We start from the raw sequence: 23,518 nt of genomic DNA on the forward strand, positions 1-23,518 counted from the left end.
AGGGTTATTCGCCTTGAATGGCCTTTGCTGATTTAATCATCGTGACAATAAATGGGTAGAACCATAGCGGTTCTACCCTTGTTATGAAAACTTATTGCCAAAATGCCCTCGATGCATCAAAAAAGGCTTTCCAGTCTTGGCTATGTTTTGCCCTTTCTCTCGCGACATTATCAATGTAATAACGCATCCGTTTAATATCATCAGGGTTATCTTTTAAAACCACGCCAATGAGCTGCCGTGCAACTGCTCCTGCATTGAGCGTACCATCGCCTAAGTAATGAGCTTCAAGCGCACATGCATAAGCAATATTAACGGCCTCGGCTGTCGACATAACCGCGTCTGGCGTTTTAATATTGCCCCCATCTTTAGTATTTCCTGAGCGCAATTCTTGAAATGTCGTAACCAACAGTTCGATCACGTTGCTTGGGATTGCCACTTGGCCGTTCAGGTCAGCTAACTCTGTGGCTAATTGCTTATTAATCAGTTCAATTTCAAATGCAGGGTCTTGGATTGGCCGCACGGTTTCAAAATTAAATCGGCGTTTTAGTGCTGATGACATCTCATGAACACCGCGATCACGCAAGTTTGCTGTACCAATTAAATTAAAGCCTTGTTTCGCGCTGATCCGTGCATTGTCTTTCATTTCAGGGATCATCATTTGCTTTTCTGACATCAAGCTAACCAGCACATCTTGTATTTCAGGGGGGCATCGTGTGATCTCTTCAAAACGCACAATTTTACCTTCTTGCATACCTTGGTATAACGGCGAACTCACCAGAGCCTTTTCCGTCGGGCCTTCCGCCAATAGCAATGCATAATTCCATGAGTACTTAATGTGATCTTCTGTTGTGCCCGCGGTTCCTTGAATGGTTAAACCTGAATCACCACTAATTGCAGCAGCTAATAATTCAGATAACATGGATTTTGCCGTCCCGGGTTCCCCTACTAGCATTAGTCCTTGCTTACCTAATAACGTCACAATTGCACGGTCAACCAAAGCATCATCACCGAAAAACTTTGCAGAAATATTGAGTGATTCATCACCTAAAATAAATTGCCTAACGGCACGAGGTGAACGCAGCCACCCTTGTGGTTTCGGGTTTTGTTTATCCGCTTCGGTTAAACGTGCCAATTCATCGGCAAAACGAATTTCTGCGCTTTCACGCAGAACATTCCCTTGTGTTGTTTTATTTTTAGTCATTCCAAAATCCTACGTTAAACCCGCTTACCAAGGTGTTTTCTTTTCCCACTCAGGGTCAAAACCTGCACACGCATCCGCAACTTTTAAATAATCCGCATAGCTTTCAGCTAATAAAATAGGCGGGATATCTTTTAACTCGATATAGCTGCGGTTCCATGAGCTTTGTTGTGATTTTTCAAAGCTTAGTGAAAATAAGACGGCTGGGATATTTTCCTCTGGCACATAGCTACCACTAAACTCGATATAGACATAAAAACCTAAACTAGCGAAATGTTTTGCATAATGGGTAAAGCTTCCACCATCTTCCGCTTGCCCACGTTGGTAACCCATTTTTGTCAAGACGCCACGCAAGGTATAGGTGTCGGTTAACCAACCTTTACGATCTTCAATTTCAGTTAATTTCAGATCCAGTTCAGGGATTTTATGTTCCATCTGCGAGAATAAAAATTTCACTTTGTAATCTTTAAAATGCGCTATCCACGCTTTTCGCTCATCTTCACTGACCAATGCCGCATGGGCTAATTTGATATAAGAATCAGTGGATAACGTAATTTCATCGTCATCTAAATTTAATAAACTGCCATCGTCTGATGGACGAAATACATTTAGAATGTTGTTGTCTTTCGTTTCTATCCAAACTAATTTTTCGATAAGCCCACGCATCACTGGGTGTGCTTGAATATATTCCTGCCAGTCTGCGGTTGTCCAAAGGCGCTCTGCACACATCGCTTCGTACAAACGTGCAGTTTGTAATTCAATCACTTGCTTGAGTTCTTTTTTACTCGCAGTAAATAGTTTTTTAGATTCTTTAGCTAATTCTTCATTGTCTGTTTTGCGTGCAGCAGGTAATGCTTTGATTTCTTTACCTTCAGGATTAAACAAAACGAGTTTTTGTTGTGCGTCCAGTTTCGCGGTAAACGTGCGGTCACCGTATTCAAGTGCCAAGATACCTGTTTCATCCATTCCGGCTGTCGGTATCGTTCTATCTGCGAGTTCATCTGCGCTCCAACCATTACGTTCAGCAATTTGAGCAACAAGCCCGCGTGCTTTTTCCTGAACTGACGCGGTACGATAACGACGAGAAAGAGACAATAATAGTTGGATAATCAGTGGGTCATTACTCGTTGCAACCGCATCAATCATGGCTTCAATTTGTGCACGGCGCTGGTAGTGATCACGCATATAGTTACGCAATGTGGTCACGGCAAGGTGCCCTTCAATACCACAGATCAGGGCTAACATTCCTTTATCACTAATAGCGGAACCTAAATAACGGCGCAGAACTTCATTTTTTATCTCATTAAATGTCTGTTCTAAAGTATAGTTTTCATACTGACTATAATATTCAGGCCAGCGTTTCACCCAATCTTGATAATTAGCTAAGCGTTTTGGCGCATCACGTTCTGCTTCCGCCATTGCCATTTCTAATGACGGCCCAGCAATATCTTGGCCGATAAAGCTATTTAAAATAAAACTGCCTAGTTTCTTTTGGCTCTCCACCGAAAGCAAACCAATATAACGTTGTAGCAGCCCATTCCCTGCTGGCATTTTTAATTTAACCGCTAGGATCACCCACCAGCGAATAATATCTGCTTCTACGGGTTTATTATTTTGCCAAGTTAATGCCGGCAAAGAATCTAGGTTAAACCATGCCATGCTGGCAGGCGCTTTCGCTTTTAGCCCTTTTTGCGCTTCAGCTAATAACACTTTAGGTGCAAGGTAACCAGAAATATCTTCCCCAAATTGTTCCAAAGCGGTTAATAAGGCCGCCCGCACAACTTCCCGTTTTTCTTTCTTTAATAAGGCGTAGAGTGGTTTTAATGAATCTGGATTATTTAAGCGTGCCAGCCATTCAATGGCAGTGACACGAATTTCTTGTTTGCCTGAGTCTAACCCTTCTGCCGCATTAAGATGAATATTCGGTAATGTCTCTAGTAGTTTCTGCGCACTCAGACGATGGGTTTTATTTTCCCCTAGGGCCAACTCCATAATACGTGGAATAAATCGCGCAGGAATGGTCGGCAACATTGCAAGCACATCAATTCCACTCGCCGCATCATATTCTTGGTAATAGCGCTGAGTTTCTTGTTGAGGGATTAAACCCAATGCTTCTGCAATAAAATCTGGATTTTGAATGAAAAACGGCCAAACTTGTGCTGGCTGGTTAAAGATGGCTAACCCATTGGCATATGAGCGTAAGCAAAGGTCTGCAATCAACCGTGTTGCGTTTTTAAAATGACATTGTGTTAACGTTTTTTCTAATTGGCGCAATTCTATTTGCCCAAGAATTCTTGGTGGAACTTCCCGAGTAAGATGATAATGGGATAAATGCTCTTCATTTGTTCGGTTATGGCTAATCAGACGTAATGCATGGAATAACGTAAACTCAGGTAAGTTAGTAATACGTTCTTTAAATTTCACCACGCTATATTCATGATCAGTAATAATTTCTTTACCTGAATTCAGTTTATCAATCACTTTGCAACAAGCTTGCGCATTGAGCTTTTGGAATTCTTTGTAATGGCGTTGCGCCCAATTGTAACTGTGCTTCTGTTTCTTATTTTCTTCAATTTCATTTTCTGCATTTTCTTTTGCTTTTTGCAGCATTTCATTGAAATTATTAACTAAAATTTCTTTTGCACTTTCAGGCAGTGGTGTATCTTCTAATTCAACGAGTTCAGGTAACTCAGTCTCTTCAACTTGGCTGGCAGTATCCATGACTGAGAATCTCGAAATCGCACTTTCAATACTTTTAAGTACCGTTTTATTGGTTTCAGTTGTTAGTGCAGCTTCTAATATCTCACGGTGTTCCCCTATACGGGCAAATAAATCCGCGGCTTGGGTACGCTGTTTTGGTGTTCCCTCTGTTAGAATTTTTGTTAAATGTTGTGTGACCGATTGCGCAGGTAAAATTGCCATTGTCGGTTCCGCAGCCGCACGTACTGTTTTTAAAGAACTAGTAGCAAAAGCAACTAATATATCTGCGAAAAGCGTATAAAGCTCAACATCTTTCTTCAAAGTGTTGATTAATTGAATTTGCCCAGCAGCGGATAAATGATTGGTTAATGTATGCTTAATAAATGCTTGCTCTGCGATTAAATACGCTTTGAAACCTGGAATGGAAAATAGCCGATTTAAGTTATCATAATGATAATCGGATAAATGATGACGGTCGAAAATAATATATAAAATAGTGTTAGCCGGTTTATCAGTTTCTTTTGCGATGATTTCCGTTAATAGGTCAAAATGCCAATGTTTTCGATGTTCTAACTTAGTATCTCGCGAATTATCATAGGTTTTTGCAAAAGCATCGCCCATTAAATAACTCATCCATGACGGTAATTCAGGTGTTAATACTTTGATATTGATATCTTGGCATGCCGCCGCTAACACTTTAGCAAAACGGGCTATCTGTGATGCAGTAATGCCATCACCCACTTTTGAATATAATTTATGCCTTGCGTTTGCCCCTTGGCGAATTAATTTATTATATTGGCTCGAGTTAAAGTTATTTCCCCCCCACCACCAATCTACGGTGCCAGGTTTATCGAGTAAAATAACCGCTTTTTCGTTATCTAATTGGCTTAGTTGAACCAATACTTCTGGCGATTTTCCATCTAGCACATACTCTAAAACAGTTTTAGGCAATGCTTCATCTAATACTGACAAAGGCAAAAGCGCTTCTTGTAAATATTGTTCTGCAACAGGTGATTCTTTTTTCCCAAAAATTGAAAGAAGATTAAATGTGAACTTCGCCATGTGATATCCTTAAAAGTATTTATATAACAACTTCTTATCATTTTAATGATATCGTCACAATTTGATTATTCTTAATCATTTTTAATTAAGATATATCGCTCAATCTGCCCTGCCAATTTAAATTCTGCCTATAGGAATATCCCAGTAGATTTACTCTTGATAATTAACTTTTGCCCAGTAAATAATTTAATTAACTGTCTTATATCTCTATTTTTCTTTTTATTCTGTTGATGGCAATTTTGATAACAGTTTGTTGTTATTTACATCAAATTTATTTCGCGAAGAAAAGCGTTGACTAAACACATAATCTAATATTAGACTAAAAATCCAATCAAGGTATTTTATGCATAATGAGGTAAATATGAGTCAACGGATTGAGTGTGTGAATGCACCGACACTCATTGCCCCCAAAGGGCATTATTCACACTGTGTTACTGCCAATGGTTTGGTTTTTATCTCAGGACAATTACCCGTTGATAAGCTCGGCAATGCGGTGATTGACGTGTCATTCCAAGAGCAAGCCTTGCTTGTGCTTGATAATTTACAAGCATGTTTAGATGCCGTTAACTGTAGTAAAGCACAGTTGGTTCAAGTCCGAGTTTATATCGCAGATATGGAAAATTGGCCGTTATTTAACCAAGTTTATGCTAATTGGATAGGTGACCATCGCCCAGCCCGTGCTGTCGCAGGTGTTGCTGAACTGCATTTTGGTGCAGCCTTAGAAATTGAAGCCGTTGCAGTGTCTGCTTAATTAATTATTATTCATTGGGGTTATATATGTCAGAATTAATATTACCGACTTATCAAGATGTGGAAGCAGCTGCACGACGCATTGCGGGTTTTGCGCATAAAACCCCTGTTCTCACATCAACCACCGCAAATAAAGAATTTGGGGGTGAACTGTTTTTTAAATGCGAAAACTTCCAGCGTATGGGGGCTTTTAAATTTCGTGGAGCCTTTAATGCCTTGAGCTTGTTAAGTCCCGAGCAGAAAAAAGCAGGCGTTATTGCATTTTCATCTGGTAACCATGCGCAAGGTATCGCTTTAGCCGCGCAACTTTTGCGCATTCCAGCCACCATTCTCATGCCCAACGATGCACCTGCGGTGAAAGTGGCTGCTACACAAGGTTACGGAGCCACCGTTATCCGCTTTGATCGTTATAAAGAAGATAGAGAAATACTTTGCCAGCAACTCGCAGCCCAACAGGGGTTAACCATTATTCCACCTTATGATCACCCTGATATCATCTCTGGCCAAGGCACAGCAGCCAAAGAACTGATTGAAGAAGTGGGTGAATTAGATGCCCTATTCGTTTGCTTAGGTGGAGGAGGTTTACTCTCAGGGTGTGCCATTGCAACCAGAGAATTATCGCCTAATTGCCAAATTTATGGGGTTGAACCTTTAGCGGGCAATGATGCACAACAATCATTTCGTCGAGGGGAAATTGTACATATAGACACGCCAAAAACTATCGCAGACGGTGCCCAAACCCAACATCTAGGTAACTACACCTTTGCAGTAATCAAAAATAAGGTTGATGATATTTTCACTGTAACCGATGAACAGCTAATTGACCGCATGAAATTTTATGCAGAGCGCATGAAAATTATCGTTGAGCCGACAGGTTGCTTGTCCTATGCTGCTGCCCTTGCCCACAAAGAACAGTTCCAAGGTAAGCGCGTGGGGATCATTGTCAGCGGTGGCAATGTTGATATTCAGCACTTTGCACAATTAGTTTCATAAGTAGCTAACTAGTTTTATAAAGAATTAGTTTCATAATGATCACCACCCTTCATCTATTAGCAATACGAAAAATAGGTTAAAATTAGGGATTAACGCTTGATAGATGAAGGGAAATTGCATGTCAGATCAAAAAAATAATTCATTACTGGCTCAAGTTGAAATTATTGCAAAAGGTCTTAGTGAAACATTCGCCCCTTTTTGTGAGGTTGTTGTACACGACCTTAAAAATCCAGAGCACTCAATCCTGTCGATTCATAATAACTTATCTGGTCGCCAAGTTGGTGAGCCGACTACCGAACTCGGCCATGCAAGAATTGAATCTGAAGATTTTCCGAACATCATAGCCAATTATACCAACCAATTTTCCGATGGGCGCCCAGTAAAAAGTACTTCGATTGGTATTAAAGATGAGTCAGGGAAATATATCGCAGCATTATGCTTAAATCTGGATATGACGTTATTTAGAAGTATGCAAAGTATGTTATCGCAATTTATTGACGTGGGAAATAGCCCAATAAAAGAGCATATTGAGCCTAATGGGACCGAAGCGATTCGCATACGTATTGACCAATATGCAGCAGCCTTAGCAGCAACCCCACGCACATTGAAAGCGGACGAAAGAAAAAACTTAATTGAAGTGCTACGCAATGAAGGCCTGTTAGATGTGAAAAAATCCATGGAAACGGTGGCACAGCACTTAGGAATATCAAGGGCTTCAGTTTATTTGTATGCCAAAAAAGAAAGTTAACTATTTGCCTTTCTTAATATCTGTTTAATACTGATAGGGAAAAAATCATTCACATCTACGCCGACATTAATGGCTCGGGGCCCTAATACCGCTAAACGCTTAAACTGCTCAGGGTCTTTACCTGAATTATGAACATGTCCATATAAATGAATCGCATCACGGAAGAAGCCTTGCCATTCTAATATTGGGTAATGGAATAACACTAATTTCTGTTTTTGATATTCCAACTCATAATAGCTTTTAACCCATTCAAACAACGATTGGTCGAATTCAGGGTCGTCTAAAAATTTATCATGATTGCCGCGGATCAAATATTTTTTCCCCGCTAAACGGCGTAATATTTTATTGGCATCCGCACCACTACCCTTGTATAAAAAATCACCTAGTATGTAAATCTCATCATGATCAGTAACATACGCATTCCAGTTATGAATTAATGTATCATTCATGTGACTGGTGCTTTTAAACGGGCGATCACATAGGTTAATAATGTTCGAATGGCAAAAATGGGTATCTGAAATAAAGTAAATCATATAAAACCTAAAAATATATTAATAATTATTCTACTCAAGCAAACGATTTGCTTGCTAGCTATCATATCTCAATGATTTTTAATTGCTTTACAGAATTGACTGAAAAACAGATTTATATTGCATTGCCATGGTATATTTCAATTATATCATAGGTAATCATTGCCATTTTTTATGGCTCGCAATTACAACGAAACTACGGCATATAAATAGTTCTATTTATTAATAACAATTCCGGAAGAAAAATGACCGAAACCAATTCAGTTCCACTTTTTTACGATTCATTTGGTACACCAGATAATCCCACCATTGTTCTGATCCCTGGCTTAGGTGGCCATAACATTAGTTGGACGTCAGACTTTTGTCAGGAGATTGCAGATGCCGGTTTTTATCTCTTACGTATAGATAACCGTGATGCGGGTTTATCTCATCATATCAATGAGTTCCCACCTATTGATTTAGGGGTATTGATTGAAAAAATGCAAAAAGGTGAACCTTTCCCTATTCCTTATACTTTATTCGATACGGCTGAGGATATTATCCACCTCTTGGATACATTATCTATTGATAAAGCCCACGTTATCGGCCGTTCCATGGGCGGAATGATAGCACAAATAGTGGCTGCAAAGTTTCCTGAGCGTACACTCTCTCTTTGCGCGATCATGTCATCAACAGGGAACCCAGCACTGCCACAAAGCGCTCCCGATGTTATGCAAATGCTGATGAGCCCAAGTGCTAACCCAAAAGAAGATTTAGAAGGGTATTTATCAGGACAGCTTGCGTTTTATCGCCGGATCAGCTCAACGTTTGGCCCATTTGATGAAAATTATTATCGTGAATATATACTGCAGTCACTCACACGCAATCATTCACCGGAAGGAACAAAACGCCAAATTGTTGCTGTTGCCGTCACCGGAGATCTGCGTCCTTATATTCAGCAAATCAACGTCCCTGCATTGGTTATTCACGGTTCAATTGATCCGCTCTTTCCTTTAGCTGCAGGAAAAGACATTGCTGACAATATTCCTAATGCAAAATTGGAGATTATTGACGGTATGGGCCATGAAACGCCACCAATGATTAATCCACTAATCGCTAAATTGATAATTAATCACTTAAATCAATAAATTAACATACTAAGGCTCTAAAAATGAGCCTTAGTCATGCTTATAACCAACCTTGTTTCTTATGCTGTGCACAAATTGGACAAATATGGGTATTTTCTTCCCAAGAAGAAAAAGGTAAATGGCAGGTATGACACTGCGTATCATAATAATGGAAGATTTTCGGCACGTTATTTTTAGCTGTATAGCTTTGTACATGAATAGATTTAGGAAAACAAACGACTTGGCAACTCATACAACCAGTACAACGTTTTTCATCTATCAAAAATTGGTTATTTTCAATTTCTATCGCATGCTCATCACACATCTTGGCACAAGCGCCACAAAGAATGCATTTTTCCGTGTCTAGTTCGACCTTAAACCAGCTATCTTCAGGGTAAAATTGTTTTCTTGCATTTAATCCTGTTTTCACCTGCCCCTTATCTAACGGCTTTGAATCCAATTTTTGACGAAATAGCATCATCCGACGACCGCTATCGACTTGTTCAGGCTGAACAATACGTAATTGCCAAATAGGTTCTTGTAATGTTTTGAGTTTTAAATTTAATGCCGCAATCGTTGGCAACCATTTATCAACCCAGGGTTCAGCGATTTGCATACCACGAATGCCATATTGCCGGTGCCAAACAATCAGTTCGTCCGCATTAGCAATCGGCTCATCATGGTTTACTATCAAAAATTCCCCTTGATAACTACGTTCATGGGGTTTGATATTTTCGATGGCATCTACAGGGCAAGCAAATAAACAATTACCACATTGAAAACATAATTCATTATTAATTTCTGCATCCATATGGCTAAACGATACCGCCCCCACAGGACAACTGGTGGCACAATTATCACAGATGCTATTTTTCAGGCGTTTTCTTACGCACTGACCGTTAATTATGGGTTCAGGAGGCAGCTCTAAACTAATAAAACGTCTCATTGCTCTACACTCTCCCGTTACAACAAAAATAACTTATTTAAAAATTGTTATATTTAATAGTTAAATTCTAGCATTAATTTTTACACTATTTTAGTACAACACTCTGTAGATAAAGATGATTTGGGCTAAATAATTACTTAAAAACTACAAAACTCTCTGTATTTTGGAGCCTTGTGGTTTACGCCTCCTTTCTAACTCGCTTTTTTCATATAATTATCAACAAGGTTGGTGGGCTCCCAATTCTTCTGTAAATATTCAATATCCTGAATACCAATACAGTTTTCTTCGTCTTGTAGGCGTAGTGTCGCTAACGTCTCCACTAAATGATTCAATTTTTGTTGGGTAGAATGCTCATTTTGCCCCTCTAAAGACTGCACATGAACTACAGTGGGAGCTATCGTATTCGGATACTGAAATATTTTCACACTACGTCCCTGATCTGAAGTATAAATATATCGAGTTGCATTACTTCGGTGGTCAGGTTCTTCTCGAATAACGTTCTTATTAAAATTAATGAGGTAAATCGTGTTTTCACCGCCAAGGCTATACAACGAATTCCAGCCTACAATTTCGCCATTGATAATAAAACTATTTTTTCCGCTAGCATCTGTTAACAACCCATTTGAACCATTAGAGATGAAGACATCATTCCCTTCACCACCATATAAATTGGTATCACTTGTTGATGCATAAAGAACATTATTTCCGTAAATACCATCTGGAATTGAAATGGCTCCAGTTACCGCTTGCGCTTTAAATACCCGCCCGACCCCACTTCTATCCCAAACTTTTTGTTCTGGTCCCCTTGTCCGAATAAACAAGCGCCTAAATGGTGTATTTTCACTAATATGTATATTTTTTGTCTTTGTATCAAGAATTGATGAAAAGCTTAACTCGTTAGAAAAATTTTTAAACTCATCCATAGGGTGCCAAATCTGTTCTGGCGCTAATTCTCTTTTATATTGGCGCTGTTCAGCAAGGTAGCGAACTAAATGTGCCATACCATCATTATGAATATGGACTGGCATATGGGAGGGTAACCGCTGATGATGATAAACTTGATTATTGCTATTTTTATTATTTTGGGGCATCTTTACTTTGACTGTGCGCAAATTAGATTGCGATGTGTAAAGATGATAAGTATCTTCCCGTTCGTCTATGACTTCATACTGTGTTTTAAAATTAAATAAATGAATATTATTAAATCCAACTTGATCTAATATTTCTGTATTACCGCCCCCTTTACTTCCATCAATTAAATAGTGGTCATCCCCTCCTTGTCCATCAAGTTTGTCATTACCCAAGTCAGATAGAATTAAATCACTATTTTCACCACCATATACATAATCATCACCGTTACCTCCATACAAAACATTCCCTCCTCCATTTGTAATAATAATATCATTACCTTCCCCTGAATTTATGATATTTCCTATCATACTGTTGTCTTCAATTAAGTCATCACCATTATTTGTATCTAGAATAGGATAACGAAAATTATATCCCTTAGGAATTTTTATGTAATCATCATTTTCTGTGGGTAATTCCAAACATTCAATTGGTTCAATGTTATAATAATCCCTCCCCATTTTTATCCTAAATAAATTTCCATGACCGTCTTTAATATAAATTTCTTTACTTATTGGGTATGATAAATTAATGAAGCTAATTTCAATTTTTTCATTACTGAATTTATCATATAAAAATATTGATGTTCCCAGTGCCTTGATATCAAATCCATTCTCATAAGGTAATAAAATGGTCATATCAAACTCATTTTCCATTTCTGATTTAATATTTGAAAAGTCAAAAATGATTTTACCTTGAAAAATCTGATCTGGGTTAACTTGATAAACATCTCTTCCTTTAGTAACCATAATATGACTGTTTCTACTGACCATTAAAAGGTGGTCATCATTACTCTCTCCTTTATATTCTAACTTACTCGCTAAACCATGAAATTTAAAATCTCCCCATAAAGGTTGACCATATATTTTATTATCAACTGAAATTGTTTTTTCACTCTCATCGATACTTATTGTAGAGCTAGCGCCTCCCTGATAAGTAATATTAAAAATATTTTCACTTATAATGTGTGAAGCACTTGAATCCAAATGGTTTAGCTTAGTATTTAATACAAATCCGTCCTTTGTATATAATTGATATCTATGAAATATTTCCCTACCATTATTATCTATTTTATACGTGTTTTTTAAAGTAACATTCAGTGTTAAAACTTTCGTTTCTGACTCTGCCGATTTTATTTCAATATTTAATATGAGATCATTACCAGAAATACTGGCATCCTTTATTTCGCTTAACATATACCCTAAATTTACTCGGCTTTGGCCTTGTGTATTTTCAATAATTACAGCTGATAATTCTAATAAATTATCATTTAATTCATCTTGATTATTGTGCCAATCAACACGACGTAGAAAATAACTATCATTACCTTCTCCACCATTGACTATCCCTGATTCAAATATTAATTGATCATCCCCCTCCATACCTTGAATAAATGCAGTCATTGCCCCTACATCTAATGTGTTGGATTCTTTATTACCTAATAATTCTGCTATCGTAGAGCTATCTCCAATTAGCATCACATCATTAACATTGCGTAAATGAATCTTCTTAACTTTATGATTAATGAAGGCCACCTCTGACGTTATATTGTTCAAATCGATATCTATTTTACTGTTGGATGGAATGTCTTTAATGATTATACTATTATCCCCCCCATTGCCATCAAAATAAATTTCGTTACTTTCTTCAATGTTATTATCAAATAATAATGATAAGTTTATAATATCATCTTTTTCGCCGCCTACGAGAAATTTACTCCCTGCATTGATGTTAAATAAATTTTTTGAATTTTTTTTCCCAACGATAATATCTGTTCCATTCCCTGGGTTAAAACTAATGTTTTTTTGCTTTGCTTCATTTTCATATCGGTAACCAATATTTTGCATGCCTTCATAAATAACCCTAGGCTTCTCACTTAATAATTCTCTTGCAATATCAATAGGCTGGTTTAAAAATTCATTCCCTAGTCTATTCACTCTGATATCATTATTTATATCAGGGTGAATCGTATTGGTATAATTATTTCTGGCCTGGAATAGCCGTAGCTCTGATGCTGATAATGAACTTAGTTGTGTAGCAACCGACTGTTTTTTCTTTATGTTATAAAAAGTAGTTAGTTCGTTTTTATGTAAAAATTGTTTTAGTAATAAGCTATCATACTCAGGATTAAGTACAATAATGTCATTGGCAACCTCCTCGCCAATATTTTTATAAGCGATAGGAGCCGTTTTATTCACTAGTCTAAAACGATAATTAAAATTCAGTTCATTGACCCTCTGTGTTTGAAAGCTTTTTACCCAATGATTATCTTGAGAGTCATAATGATAATTTTCCCGAATAAAATTAATTTGCTCGATGGTATAGTAAGGCCCTATTTCATCACTATCAATATGACTAAGAGGTCCACGGTTATCCACATCAGCAAACTCTGCACTACTAATTATTTTTGAGTTATTTCTATAATAAATATAATGTTTGATATGTTCAACAAGGATCGGTTTACCAACCAATTGTAAGTGTTCATCAAAACCTTGATATAAAAATGACGACTTGAACGTATCTAAGTCTTGCTGCCAATTTATATTTTTGAAGTATGCTAAATGCTGTTTATAACTAAATCGATTTAATATATTGTCTGATGGAGGAAAACCAAGTGCAGCACGAATACCTTCTCTGGCTTTTTCATCCCAGCCTAGAGATTCACCGAGTTCCTCTTCAATTTTTTCTACTGCGCGAATACCTGTATATACCATCCCTCCAATTAATAAGGAACCAGCAACAATTAAACCAACGACAGGTATTGCCGATGAACCAATGATTATACCGATCATGGTTACACCCCCCACAATAATGTTAGCAATTGACAAAGAACCATTCACAATTAAGTCTTGGCGCTCTTTATCATTTGTAACCCTGTCTAGTTGTTCAAATGCTTCACAAGCTTGATAAATATCTAACCCCATTCCAATTAAATTAAATATAATTGTAATACGAGCTGTAATTTTTGATGATACATTAAACGATCCAGCTTGTTTATAAGCGAGCTTAAGTAGAATAGGTTGTAAGACCATATCCCCATAATTAAAGAATGCATTTGCGCAGGCTAGATCAAGGTTTTTCTGTATTTCTCGTCTTTCTTTTTCTGATAGATTAGGATTATCTAATTCATCTATTAACTGGTAAACAGAGTTGATTGTTAGAAATATCCCTGTAGAACCAATTCCTTGCCCAAAATAATTAGCTATTTTTGCATAAGTTGGTAATTTAATACCGATGCGTCGTAAATCTTCTATAGTCTTATTCATACCAACTGGATTATCGAGTTGTGATTTTTGAATAATTTGGAGCTGTTCTTGTAGTACGGCCCTTGGTTTGATCATTGAATTAACATCAATTCGTCTTGTTATATGATCATCTTGTAAACTCTTATTAATCATTTTAATTAAATTAATGTCTTTTTCATTTTCAGTTAAAAAGGTTAACTGAAATGCTAATTTATCAGGATTAAATTTAACATTATCCTCCCAGTTTGGAAGCTGAGTATGTTTAAAATCTAATGGTTCGCTATTTATTGTAGCCCCAATATCTCTAAGTTTTTTTAATGATGTTACCTGCTCGCCAAAAATAATTTCCGAGTCATTAGTCACTGATATTTCTGATGACTTGAAAAAGGTATCCAGCTCACTCATAATGCTTTGCCGCATACTGAGGTATGCTTCGCTCTCTGTATTTATGATTTGCACTTCACCAAACAGGGCTTCGCCTACTTTGTGTTTAAATCCCGCAATACTTCCTCTGGTTAATACTGAGCCATCCTCTTGCGTTATTTCTTGGTTAATATAATCATTAAAAACATTAGATAAGTGTTTCTTTGCTTGGCTAAATTCTGAATGACTAATAATAAGCTCAACACCAGTAGTATCGGATAAAGTTAAAAAGTACTTATCATTACGAGAATAGCTTGTAACTGTATATATTTCTTCATCACTTTGAAAAGTGATAATCTGATTATTCCCTATATTTTCAAATAATAATATGTGAGATTGCTCGTTTATTTCATTAGAAACAGCTCCTAATAAATCAAAATTCGATTGATATATTTCATCAAATCTAGTGAGAACTTCTTGTTCTTTATCAGTAACATTATCTATCTTTTGTTTTCGTGTTAGTTTGGTTAAAACTTCAAATTTTTCCTTAAGTTGTAAACTTTGTTCGTTAGTTAAATTACTATGCTGCAAAAGGCGTAAAAAGCAGATATTCTCAAATGAATGTATTTCAACTGGCAATTTATTTACTGTAACATCGAACCCCTCTTTATATGATAACTGAGATAATGCTGCATAATTAGATTTTAGTTTTTCATGTAAATCTAAAATTAATCTAAATTCTTTTTTTAATGACTTTTCGTTTCCAAATGGGGTTTCAATATCTATATAGAGCATTAATAAATCATCAATATATTGATTATATTCTCTTAATTTTATTGGATCTTGGACTAGTTTTAAAACTTCTGCATGATTAAAGCCTTGCCCACTAGGAAATAACGCACTCAAACGGTTTATAGACAGCTGACTTAGGTAGTTTAGTTTTTCAGGCTGGTGGCTCAAAAATTCTAAAATATCTTTTGCTTCAATGGCTTGCTGTTTAATTCTAGTGGTGTCATCATCAATAAATATTGAATTCCACATATGAGAAAAATCATTTTCATTCTCAGCGTCACAAACTTTATTAATTTTTTTACTGATAATGGGGTCATATGCTGCAATATTTAATTTGTTCTTATCGATACTTCCATCTTGGAATGTAAAATACCCTTTTAAATAAAGGTGTCTATTAATATCAATATTCTCTGCCTGTAAATTACCCATACTAATATCTTCAAGTAATGCTATTATTTTATATCTTGGTTCAAAATAATTCTCTAAAAAAACCTTAGTATATATTCCATTTATTTTCAACTTACTCGTTAGTTCCTCACTAAAAATCACCTTTTCTTCTTTTGTCAAAAGTGCCTTTTTATCGGTTAAATATAGAATAATATTTTCTGGCATTTTAAAATCATATCTTGTTTTTAATACATTTAATGAGTTTGCATAGTTTTGAATAAAACCAGGTTCAGAGTGAAGATTATCTATTAATATCCACTGTTGTTTAGTTGCTTTTAGTAAATGCTCTATGTCGCCATATTCTGAGAAAAATTCCATTGTATTCGGGTTTAATTGAAGCAATAATGTGCTATTAGGAAGCTCATTAACGAGATCTTCAGAATATTTTTTTCCTACAATACCTCTTCCTGAACGAATAATAATTTTTACAGTATCGTTGATTTTTTGTGGATTAGCATTCACATTAATTTTATTAATCATTAACCATAATGGTGTTTCTAATATTCCAATATTTTCATATTCACGAATTAGTTCTTTTCTAAAATCACTATTAAATTGAATATCTTTCGCATTTAACTTCTGTTTAAACATAGCGTATGCATCATGATTAAAAGCCACTTTTTTAATCAAATCAATATCAATTTTATACTCATTATTTGGATCCTTAAAAATATCCATAGCAGTAGAATGGTAATCTTTTATTAATTGCCAAACTTCTAGCTCACCACTTCTTAACTCATCGATAAAATATAAACTGGCATGTTTTCCATTAATATAAGCCTGTTGATTAGTTTGATTAATATTAATTTCTAATCGCCAATTTTCAGTAGATTGTTTCTCTTCTATTAAATTATATGGCCAAACTATTTTTTTACTCTCGTTCGTGACACTGATAGGCCTATTATAACCCACAACTGGAAGATATATTCCATGCTTAGCTAATCCTACACTTGCCCTAAACACAAAGTTTTCATTTACCCCCCCACAACCTAATTGGCAACCTGCCAAAACAATTTTATTGGGAGGGTATGCTTTCAGCACATGGCTTTTAAGGTATATCAACCCTGCAATAAGTTGGTAAGCTTGGTACCCCTCAAAGAGACTTTGCTGGTTATGCCCGTTATACTGACCATGACCGATAACCGTCCAACGTATTTTTCCGTTAACTTTCGTTTGTAAATCACCATGTAGCACTTTCCACTGCTCACTCTCAATATCAAACTGTATAACAAGTGAATTACTAGGAAATTTTGCTAATAATCTCCCCGTTGATTTAGCTGCTGTGTCATCATCTCCTATTTGGATTAAAACATGATAATTATATGTCGAGTCACTTGTAGGCCGACTCATTAAATGATGAAAAATTGTAAGCCTTGTGAATTCATCTATAGGATTAAACCAGTTAGATATATTTTTAAGTTCGGAGGACTGCTCCCCTACTAATGGCCTACCATCTATGTGTTCCGTTAAAAATATCAAATCATCATCTTTATTAATTATTTCATCATTAGTTTTCTTGTCATTTATATTTATCATATGAATTCTTTTTCCATGTCAAATTAAAGCCCACCTTCAACTTAACAAGGTTGCCACATCAGTAAAATATATAAAAAAACAATTAAGATTAACTACAATTAACAACGCTCAAGATAATTTCCCTATTAAAATATAAACCATCAAATCGATATGATACACAATCATTTTAAGATTATATTATGTTTACTTGTAATTATATTATATGCGTGTAATTATTTGGATTCATTTCTACTTTCTACGAAGGCCATATATGAACAATTTCGAATTTTATAACCCCACTCGTATCATGTTTGGTGAAGGTAAAATCAGTGAACTTGACCGAGTTGTCCCTAAAAATGCTAAGGTTCTTATTTTATTTGGCGGTGAAAGTGCAAGAAAAACAGGAACCTTAAATGAAGTTGAGCAAGCTTTAGGATCTCGAACATTCGATCATTTTGGTGGAATTGAGGCCAATCCTCGCTATGAAACATTGATAAAAGCTGTCGATAAAATTGAAAAAGAAGGTTTCGATTTCTTGCTGGCGGTGGGTGGTGGCTCCGTCATTGATGGTGTTAAATTTATCGCAGCCGCGGTAAATTACCCAGGCGATAAATGGGAGGTGGTCACAAATAGAGGCTCGACTATAAAAACTGCGCTGCCCTTCGGTACAGTGTTAACATTACCTGCTACTGGTTCCGAAATGAACAAGGGTTCTGTAATTACTCGTGAAGAACTGCATTCTAAACTTGCTTTTATGAGCGACCATGTATTTCCTCAATTCTCTATTCTTGACCCAGTAAAAACCTATACTTTACCGACTCGCCAAATAAGTAATGGTGTTGTTGACGCTTTCGTTCATGTTATTGAACAATATTTGACTTACCCAGTGAATGCTTACGTACAAGATGCATTCGCAGAAGGCTTATTGAAAACATTAATAGAGATTGGACCTAAAGCGCTTGAGACTCCAAAAGATTATGATATTAGAGCCAATTTAATGTGGACAGCCACCTTGGCTTTAAATGGTTTAATTGGTGTTGGGGTACCACAAGACTGGTCTACTCACATGTTAGGCCATGAAATCACTGTGCTGTATGGTTTGGATCATGCACAAACACTCGCTATTGTTCTACCATCCATGCTGACGGAAAAATTAGCCCAAAAACAGGCCAAATTGGTGCAATATGCAGAACGAGTTTGGGGAATTACGTCAGGTTCTGACCAAGAGAAAGCATTAAATGCCATTGAGTTAACTCGAGAGTTCTTTGAAAAAATGCAAGTAGGTACTCGTTTTAGTGACTACCAACTGACCCAAGAGGTTATTGAACCATTAGTTAATAGCTTAGCTGCACACAATATGGTGAAATTAGGTGAGCACCAAGATATTAACTTAGAGATTAGCCGCCGCGTATATACGGCCGCTTTATAATTTCCTCCCACTCGAAAAGGTGCAAACTTGCACCTTTTTCTTTTTTATCACCGAAAGCCCTTTTCCTTATAAGTCATTTAAATTTATCGGTTATTACAACAGCATATAACGTTTAATTGGCTAGATTGTATTTCATATTGCCAGATTTTTAATTGAGAATGGCACATTAGCATCAGCAAAATATTGTTTTCAATTTTGAGCATTAATCACCATATCTCACCACTGTAAATTTAGGTATTTTATAGCTTACAGATAGTCCGAAACAAATATATAACAACAATTAATAAGTTAGGTTGTGAGCCATGTTATCTAAATTTAATATATCAAACAGTGCATTACTTGCATCGTCTCTGCTCTTAACGATTGGGCGTGGTGCAACATTGCCCTTCATGGCTATTTACCTAACCCGTGAATATGAAATGGCTATTGATATTGTCGGTGTTGCAATGTCAATGGCTATGGTGGTTGGTGTTTTATTTAGTATGGGATTTGGTATGTTAGCAGACCGCGTTGATAAAAAACGCTGTATGCTATTCGCAGTTATCGCCTTTATTTGTGGGTTTATTGCGATACCTATCGTGAATAATGCTATTTTAGTCATTATTTTCTTTTCGTTAATAAATTGCTCTTATTCCGTATTCTCAACGGTACTAAAAGCCTATTTTGCAGATACCCTTACGGTTGCATTAAAAGCAAAAATATTTTCCTTAAATTATACCTTCATTAATATAGGCTGGACTGTTGGTCCTCCCATTGGCACCTGGTTATTAATGTATAGTATTAACTTACCATTCTATTTAGCTGCAATTTCAGCCGCTTTTCCAATCTTTTTTATACAACGGTTTGTACAGAGCATAAAACCGATACCATTAGAAGAAGGCCAGACCCGCAAATGGAACCCTGTCTCTATGCTACGAGACCAAGTGCTGGCATGGTTTATTTTATCAACTTTCTTAGGTTCATTAGTTTTTGGAACTTTTACCACTTGGATATCCCAATATGCCATCACCGTTGCTAACAGTGATTTTGCCCAAGTGGTTATCGGTGTTATTTTGCCCGTAAATGCTATTGTCGTAGTGACGTTACAATATACAGTCGGTAAACGTATCACTCCAGATAACTTAAGAGAATTGATGACATTAGGTAGTCTATTTTTTATTTTAGGGTTGGCAACCTTTATGTATGCCCATGAAAACTTATACCTATGGGCTCTTGGCGCCTTTATTTTCACTTTAGGTGAGTTAATCTACGCCCCTGGCGAATACATGTTAATTGATAGTATTGCTCCAGACGGAATGAAGGCCAGTTATTTTTCGGCTCAATCTTTAGGGCTACTTGGCGGTGCATTTAATCCGATGTTAACAGGAGTTGTATTAACTGAACTTCCCCCCTATTTTATTTTCATTATTCTTATGTTTATTACATTTTTAGCCTGGCTATCCATGCTAAATGGAATGCGTCTAAGAAAAAAACAATTATTAGTTACCCAATAGCATTTTTTCTCCACTGAAAAACATTTTCGGTGGAGAAAAATGACCAATCTACTGCCTTTTTATTCTCTGTCTTATCGGTAAAACTAAACAAATAGCTGAACTCAATAATACAATAGTCATGATTATAGAAACCTTAAGATAATTTTTCGAAATAAGTAAAGAAAATATTGGTAATGCAGATAATAAAATCAAGTTGTTAACACTCTCGGATATAGACAAGACAAAACCTTTATTCTCTGCACTTTGCCTTGCTAACATTGCGGTGCTTATCGGAGAGGCCAATCCTAACATCCCACCAATAACAGTTAAGCATAATCCATGACCAATTAACGAAAGCCATCCACTAAGAAATAAGATAATCGTTACTATGATTATTAAAATAATAACCACGAGTTTTGTATTATTTGATACTTTAATTTTTTCAATTTTTGCAACTAAGCCATTGCCAAATAATAATCCCATCCCAAATAATCCCATTAAGCTACCAACCTCCGCACTTTCTAAGTGGGATCGTTGCCTTAATATTTCACCTGCAAGCAAAAATATACAAACTGATACCCCATTCCATAAACCTTTCGCTAATATGAGCCTGATAATGCCTACCGGTTTAATCGCTTTAAAAGATAATTTTTTTCTGACAGTTTTTTGAGAGTACGGTAGTATAAATAGCCCTATAATGAACACGACTAAGCACCCTATCGCGGTATAAATAAAAGGGGCGTACCAAGCAAAATACTGGACTGATATCCCTGCAATGATAGGCCCCGTAATAATACCGACAGTCATTCCCATCATAATACTCCCCATTGCTGTAGCTTGTTTACTTTCACTAATTACATCAGCAATAAGTGCGAAGATAACGGGAACAAGTGCAGCAGAAGCCAATCCTCCGAAGACCCTTAAAACAAGTGCAGTCAATAGATTAGGTGAAAAAATAATGACTAAACTATCGAGTGATAATAGTAAAAGAGCCATAAGCACAATTTTTCGTCTATCAATTCTATCTGATAAAAAACCAATAATAGGAGCTGCCAAGGTATAGGCCAACGCATAAGCCGATACCAACCACGTAATTTGGTCAGGTTGAACATGAAATACCGTTGCTAACGGCGATAAAATAGCCGACAACATAAATTCTGCGGTACCAACAAGGTATACCGCTACTGCCGACAAAAGCAGTAAGTAATGAGTAGAAGTCATAGTTTTCTCGTTTTGATATATATTGCATTATCCAATCAGTGCTTATGATTGGTATCGATATGGTTTTATTTAAAAAAAATTAGGGGAGTTTTTTGGCAGTGAGTAGCTAGTTGTAAGTAACGTTTAAATACTGGAAGTATTGAGATGATTAATTAAGGTAACAAACTGAAAGATAAGAGCGAATAGAGGTCTATTAAATCTTAAACTTTAATTAAATTCAAGAGATTCCTGCAAAGTTAAATATATATTAACAAATATTCCATCTTCTTAAATTTAGCAAAAATAATTACTATCTGATTTCCTTGTTCCTATGCATTTAATACGTAATATTACCCATTCAAATACACTAATTCCTACGATTAATCGACTATTAGCCACTTCTATGTCAAAAAAAACTCTCATTATCTATTTTATAATGTACAAACAATAACATGATAGTTGCTTCCATATTTGGTTATTAAATCAATAGAATAGTTTATTTAATAATCACATTAAAGCATGTTTAGGCTAACGGAAGGTATATAAACATGAATATTATCACTCGGCTTAAATTCGTTTCATTTCTACAATTTTTTATCTGGGGATCATGGCTAGTTACTTTTGCATCTTACCTATTCAATACATTACATTTCAAAGGCGGTGAAATCGGCTTAATTTTTAGTACATTAGGTATCTCAGCCTTATGCTCACCGATTATCATCGGATTTATTGCAGATAAAATTGATAACAGAAAACTTGTATACACTACATCACATATCATTTCTGCTGTATTTCTAATCGTAATGGCTCATAGTGATTCAATAACCCTACTATTTATTGTGACATTAGTTCATCTAATGTTTTATATTCCAACTATTTCTATTTGTAATAGTATTGTTTTTGAAATGTTGAGCGCTGAAAAGCTCGATTCTGATGTTTATTTTCCTAAAATACGCGTTTACGGTACCTTAGGCTTTATTGTCGCTATGTGGACAATTAGCTTATTAAAATTGGAAATGAGTTTTTATCAATTATATATTGGTGCTATTGCATCGATTGTACTCAGTATTTTTTCTATTTTCTTTATTTCAACACAGAGCTGTAAAATTGAGAGAAAAGAAGAAAAACCCAGTTTTAGTTGTCAAAATATTATTTTTCTCTTTAAAAAAGGACGAGTTGCAGTATTTCTATTCTTTGCCATGTTATTAGGCTCTGTTTTACAAATTACCAATACCTTTGGCGTTCCCTTTTTACAAGATATGGCATTAATGCCTGAAGCTAGAGGCTCGGTTTTTTCTGAATATCCCACAATCTTTTTATCAATATCGCAATTTTCAGAAATTATATTTATTTTGCTTTTACCGCTATTACTCAAAAAATTCAAAATTGAAGCTATCCTATTTATGAGTATGATCGCGTGGATTTTACGATTAGGTTTATTTGCTTACGGTGATTTCACTGTGATTGGTACTATCGCTTTATTTTTATCCATGGTTGTATACGGCTGTGCATTTGATTTCTTTAATATCGCGGGAGCACTATTCTTAGAAAAAGAAATTGCCCCCGAATTTCGTTCAACAGCACAAGGTGTATTCACCACATTAGTGAACGGTTTTGGCACATTTTTAGGCGCTGTATTATGTGGATGGGTTATCGAACTTAATACGGTCAATGGTGTGGTGGATTGGAAAACTTTCTGGATGATCTTTACCGGCTACACTGCGAGTTTTACACTTTTCTATGTCATTTACTTGTTCTATCCTAAAAATAGTCAACCGAAAACTGCCATTCAATGACTCGTATTCCCCTTATTCATGAGCCATATATACAGAATAAGGGGGTTATATTATTTCAAATGTGTGATTTTGAAATAGTCATATTAGGGTTACTCTTC

Annotated in this window: 13 protein-coding genes; 7 read left to right on the forward strand and 6 right to left on the reverse strand. The window is 36.0% G+C overall.

Annotation, left to right across the window (positions count from 1 at the left end; all coding sequences use genetic code 11):
- Positions 1-91: 91 nt before the first annotated feature.
- On the reverse strand, positions 92-1,201 hold the full coding sequence (locus tag PZ638_RS10660) for an ATP-binding protein (RefSeq protein WP_094960567.1): 1,110 nt from the start codon (positions 1,199-1,201) through the stop codon (positions 92-94).
- Between the two features lie 24 nt (positions 1,202-1,225).
- On the reverse strand, positions 1,226-4,960 hold the full coding sequence (locus PZ638_RS10665) for a DUF4132 domain-containing protein (protein WP_272674163.1): 3,735 nt from the start codon (positions 4,958-4,960) through the stop codon (positions 1,226-1,228).
- A 361-nt stretch (positions 4,961-5,321) separates the two neighbouring features.
- Between PZ638_RS10665 and PZ638_RS10670 the strand changes: the two genes are divergently transcribed.
- The 3 genes from PZ638_RS10670 (at position 5,322) to PZ638_RS10680 (ending at position 7,451) form a co-directional block, all read left to right on the forward strand.
- On the forward strand, positions 5,322-5,711 hold the full coding sequence (locus tag PZ638_RS10670; protein ID WP_047757265.1) for a RidA family protein: 390 nt from the start codon (positions 5,322-5,324) through the stop codon (positions 5,709-5,711).
- A 26-nt stretch (positions 5,712-5,737) separates the two neighbouring features.
- On the forward strand, positions 5,738-6,703 hold the full coding sequence (locus tag PZ638_RS10675; RefSeq protein WP_112307104.1) for a threo-3-hydroxy-L-aspartate ammonia-lyase: 966 nt from the start codon (positions 5,738-5,740) through the stop codon (positions 6,701-6,703).
- Positions 6,704-6,821: 118 nt separating this feature from the next.
- Entirely contained in the window at positions 6,822-7,451 is a 630-nt protein-coding gene (locus PZ638_RS10680) for a helix-turn-helix transcriptional regulator (protein WP_181487878.1), read from the forward strand.
- On the opposite strand, the gene PZ638_RS10685 is transcribed toward PZ638_RS10680, so the two are convergent.
- Positions 7,448-7,984, reverse strand: a complete 537-nt coding sequence (locus PZ638_RS10685; RefSeq protein WP_140172157.1) for a metallophosphoesterase family protein — start codon at positions 7,982-7,984, stop codon at positions 7,448-7,450. The genes PZ638_RS10680 and PZ638_RS10685 overlap by 4 nt on opposite strands.
- Positions 7,985-8,226: 242 nt before the next feature.
- Here PZ638_RS10685 and PZ638_RS10690 point away from each other — a divergent pair, with 242 nt between their 5' ends.
- On the forward strand, positions 8,227-9,108 hold the full coding sequence (locus PZ638_RS10690; protein WP_196724914.1) for an alpha/beta fold hydrolase: 882 nt from the start codon (positions 8,227-8,229) through the stop codon (positions 9,106-9,108).
- A 40-nt stretch (positions 9,109-9,148) separates the two neighbouring features.
- On the opposite strand, the gene PZ638_RS10695 is transcribed toward PZ638_RS10690, so the two are convergent.
- Together PZ638_RS10695 and PZ638_RS10700 are read right to left on the reverse strand one after the other, a co-directional pair.
- Positions 9,149-10,033 carry a DUF362 domain-containing protein gene (locus PZ638_RS10695; protein WP_275612189.1) on the reverse strand — a complete coding sequence of 295 codons (885 nt, stop codon included), beginning with the start codon at positions 10,031-10,033 and terminating at the stop codon, positions 9,149-9,151.
- Between the two features lie 191 nt (positions 10,034-10,224).
- Positions 10,225-17,544, reverse strand: coding sequence for a C80 family cysteine peptidase (locus tag PZ638_RS10700; protein WP_272674158.1), 7,320 nt, complete (start codon positions 17,542-17,544; stop codon positions 10,225-10,227).
- A gap of 250 nt (positions 17,545-17,794) precedes the next feature.
- Between PZ638_RS10700 and PZ638_RS10705 the strand changes: the two genes are divergently transcribed.
- Both PZ638_RS10705 and ydeE read left to right on the forward strand, forming a co-directional pair.
- Complete coding sequence (locus PZ638_RS10705; protein ID WP_094960576.1) at positions 17,795-18,952, forward strand: iron-containing alcohol dehydrogenase; 1,158 nt, start codon at positions 17,795-17,797, stop codon at positions 18,950-18,952.
- A gap of 302 nt (positions 18,953-19,254) precedes the next feature.
- Positions 19,255-20,445: an efflux MFS transporter YdeE gene (ydeE, locus tag PZ638_RS10710; RefSeq protein WP_144140019.1), complete on the forward strand. Its 1,191-nt coding sequence runs from the start codon at positions 19,255-19,257 to the stop codon at positions 20,443-20,445.
- A gap of 48 nt (positions 20,446-20,493) precedes the next feature.
- On the opposite strand, the gene PZ638_RS10715 is transcribed toward ydeE, so the two are convergent.
- Positions 20,494-21,645 carry an MFS transporter gene (locus PZ638_RS10715; protein ID WP_272674154.1) on the reverse strand — a complete coding sequence of 384 codons (1,152 nt, stop codon included), beginning with the start codon at positions 21,643-21,645 and terminating at the stop codon, positions 20,494-20,496.
- A 527-nt stretch (positions 21,646-22,172) separates the two neighbouring features.
- On the opposite strand from PZ638_RS10715, the gene PZ638_RS10720 reads away from it, so the two are divergent.
- On the forward strand, positions 22,173-23,420 hold the full coding sequence (locus PZ638_RS10720; RefSeq protein ID WP_004254412.1) for an MFS transporter: 1,248 nt from the start codon (positions 22,173-22,175) through the stop codon (positions 23,418-23,420).
- Positions 23,421-23,518 lie beyond the last annotated feature (98 nt).

The organism is Providencia hangzhouensis, assembly GCF_029193595.2.
GTDB classification, from domain to species: domain Bacteria; phylum Pseudomonadota; class Gammaproteobacteria; order Enterobacterales; family Enterobacteriaceae; genus Providencia; species Providencia hangzhouensis.

What these genes read in the sequence shown, in the direction of transcription:
- PZ638_RS10660 (WP_094960567.1), bottom strand. Translation starts at nt 1,201, where the DNA reads ATGACTAAAAATAAAACAACACAAGGGAATGTTCTGCGTGAAAGCGCA.
- PZ638_RS10665 (WP_272674163.1), bottom strand. Translation starts at nt 4,960, where the DNA reads ATGGCGAAGTTCACATTTAATCTTCTTTCAATTTTTGGGAAAAAAGAA.
- PZ638_RS10670 (WP_047757265.1), top strand. Translation starts at nt 5,322, where the DNA reads ATGAGTCAACGGATTGAGTGTGTGAATGCACCGACACTCATTGCCCCC.
- PZ638_RS10675 (WP_112307104.1), top strand. Translation starts at nt 5,738, where the DNA reads ATGTCAGAATTAATATTACCGACTTATCAAGATGTGGAAGCAGCTGCA.
- PZ638_RS10680 (WP_181487878.1), top strand. Translation starts at nt 6,822, where the DNA reads ATGTCAGATCAAAAAAATAATTCATTACTGGCTCAAGTTGAAATTATT.
- PZ638_RS10685 (WP_140172157.1), bottom strand. Translation starts at nt 7,984, where the DNA reads ATGATTTACTTTATTTCAGATACCCATTTTTGCCATTCGAACATTATT.
- PZ638_RS10690 (WP_196724914.1), top strand. Translation starts at nt 8,227, where the DNA reads ATGACCGAAACCAATTCAGTTCCACTTTTTTACGATTCATTTGGTACA.
- PZ638_RS10695 (WP_275612189.1), bottom strand. Translation starts at nt 10,033, where the DNA reads ATGAGACGTTTTATTAGTTTAGAGCTGCCTCCTGAACCCATAATTAAC.
- PZ638_RS10700 (WP_272674158.1), bottom strand. Translation starts at nt 17,544, where the DNA reads ATGATAAATATAAATGACAAGAAAACTAATGATGAAATAATTAATAAA.
- PZ638_RS10705 (WP_094960576.1), top strand. Translation starts at nt 17,795, where the DNA reads ATGAACAATTTCGAATTTTATAACCCCACTCGTATCATGTTTGGTGAA.
- ydeE (WP_144140019.1), top strand. Translation starts at nt 19,255, where the DNA reads ATGTTATCTAAATTTAATATATCAAACAGTGCATTACTTGCATCGTCT.
- PZ638_RS10715 (WP_272674154.1), bottom strand. Translation starts at nt 21,645, where the DNA reads ATGACTTCTACTCATTACTTACTGCTTTTGTCGGCAGTAGCGGTATAC.
- PZ638_RS10720 (WP_004254412.1), top strand. Translation starts at nt 22,173, where the DNA reads ATGAATATTATCACTCGGCTTAAATTCGTTTCATTTCTACAATTTTTT.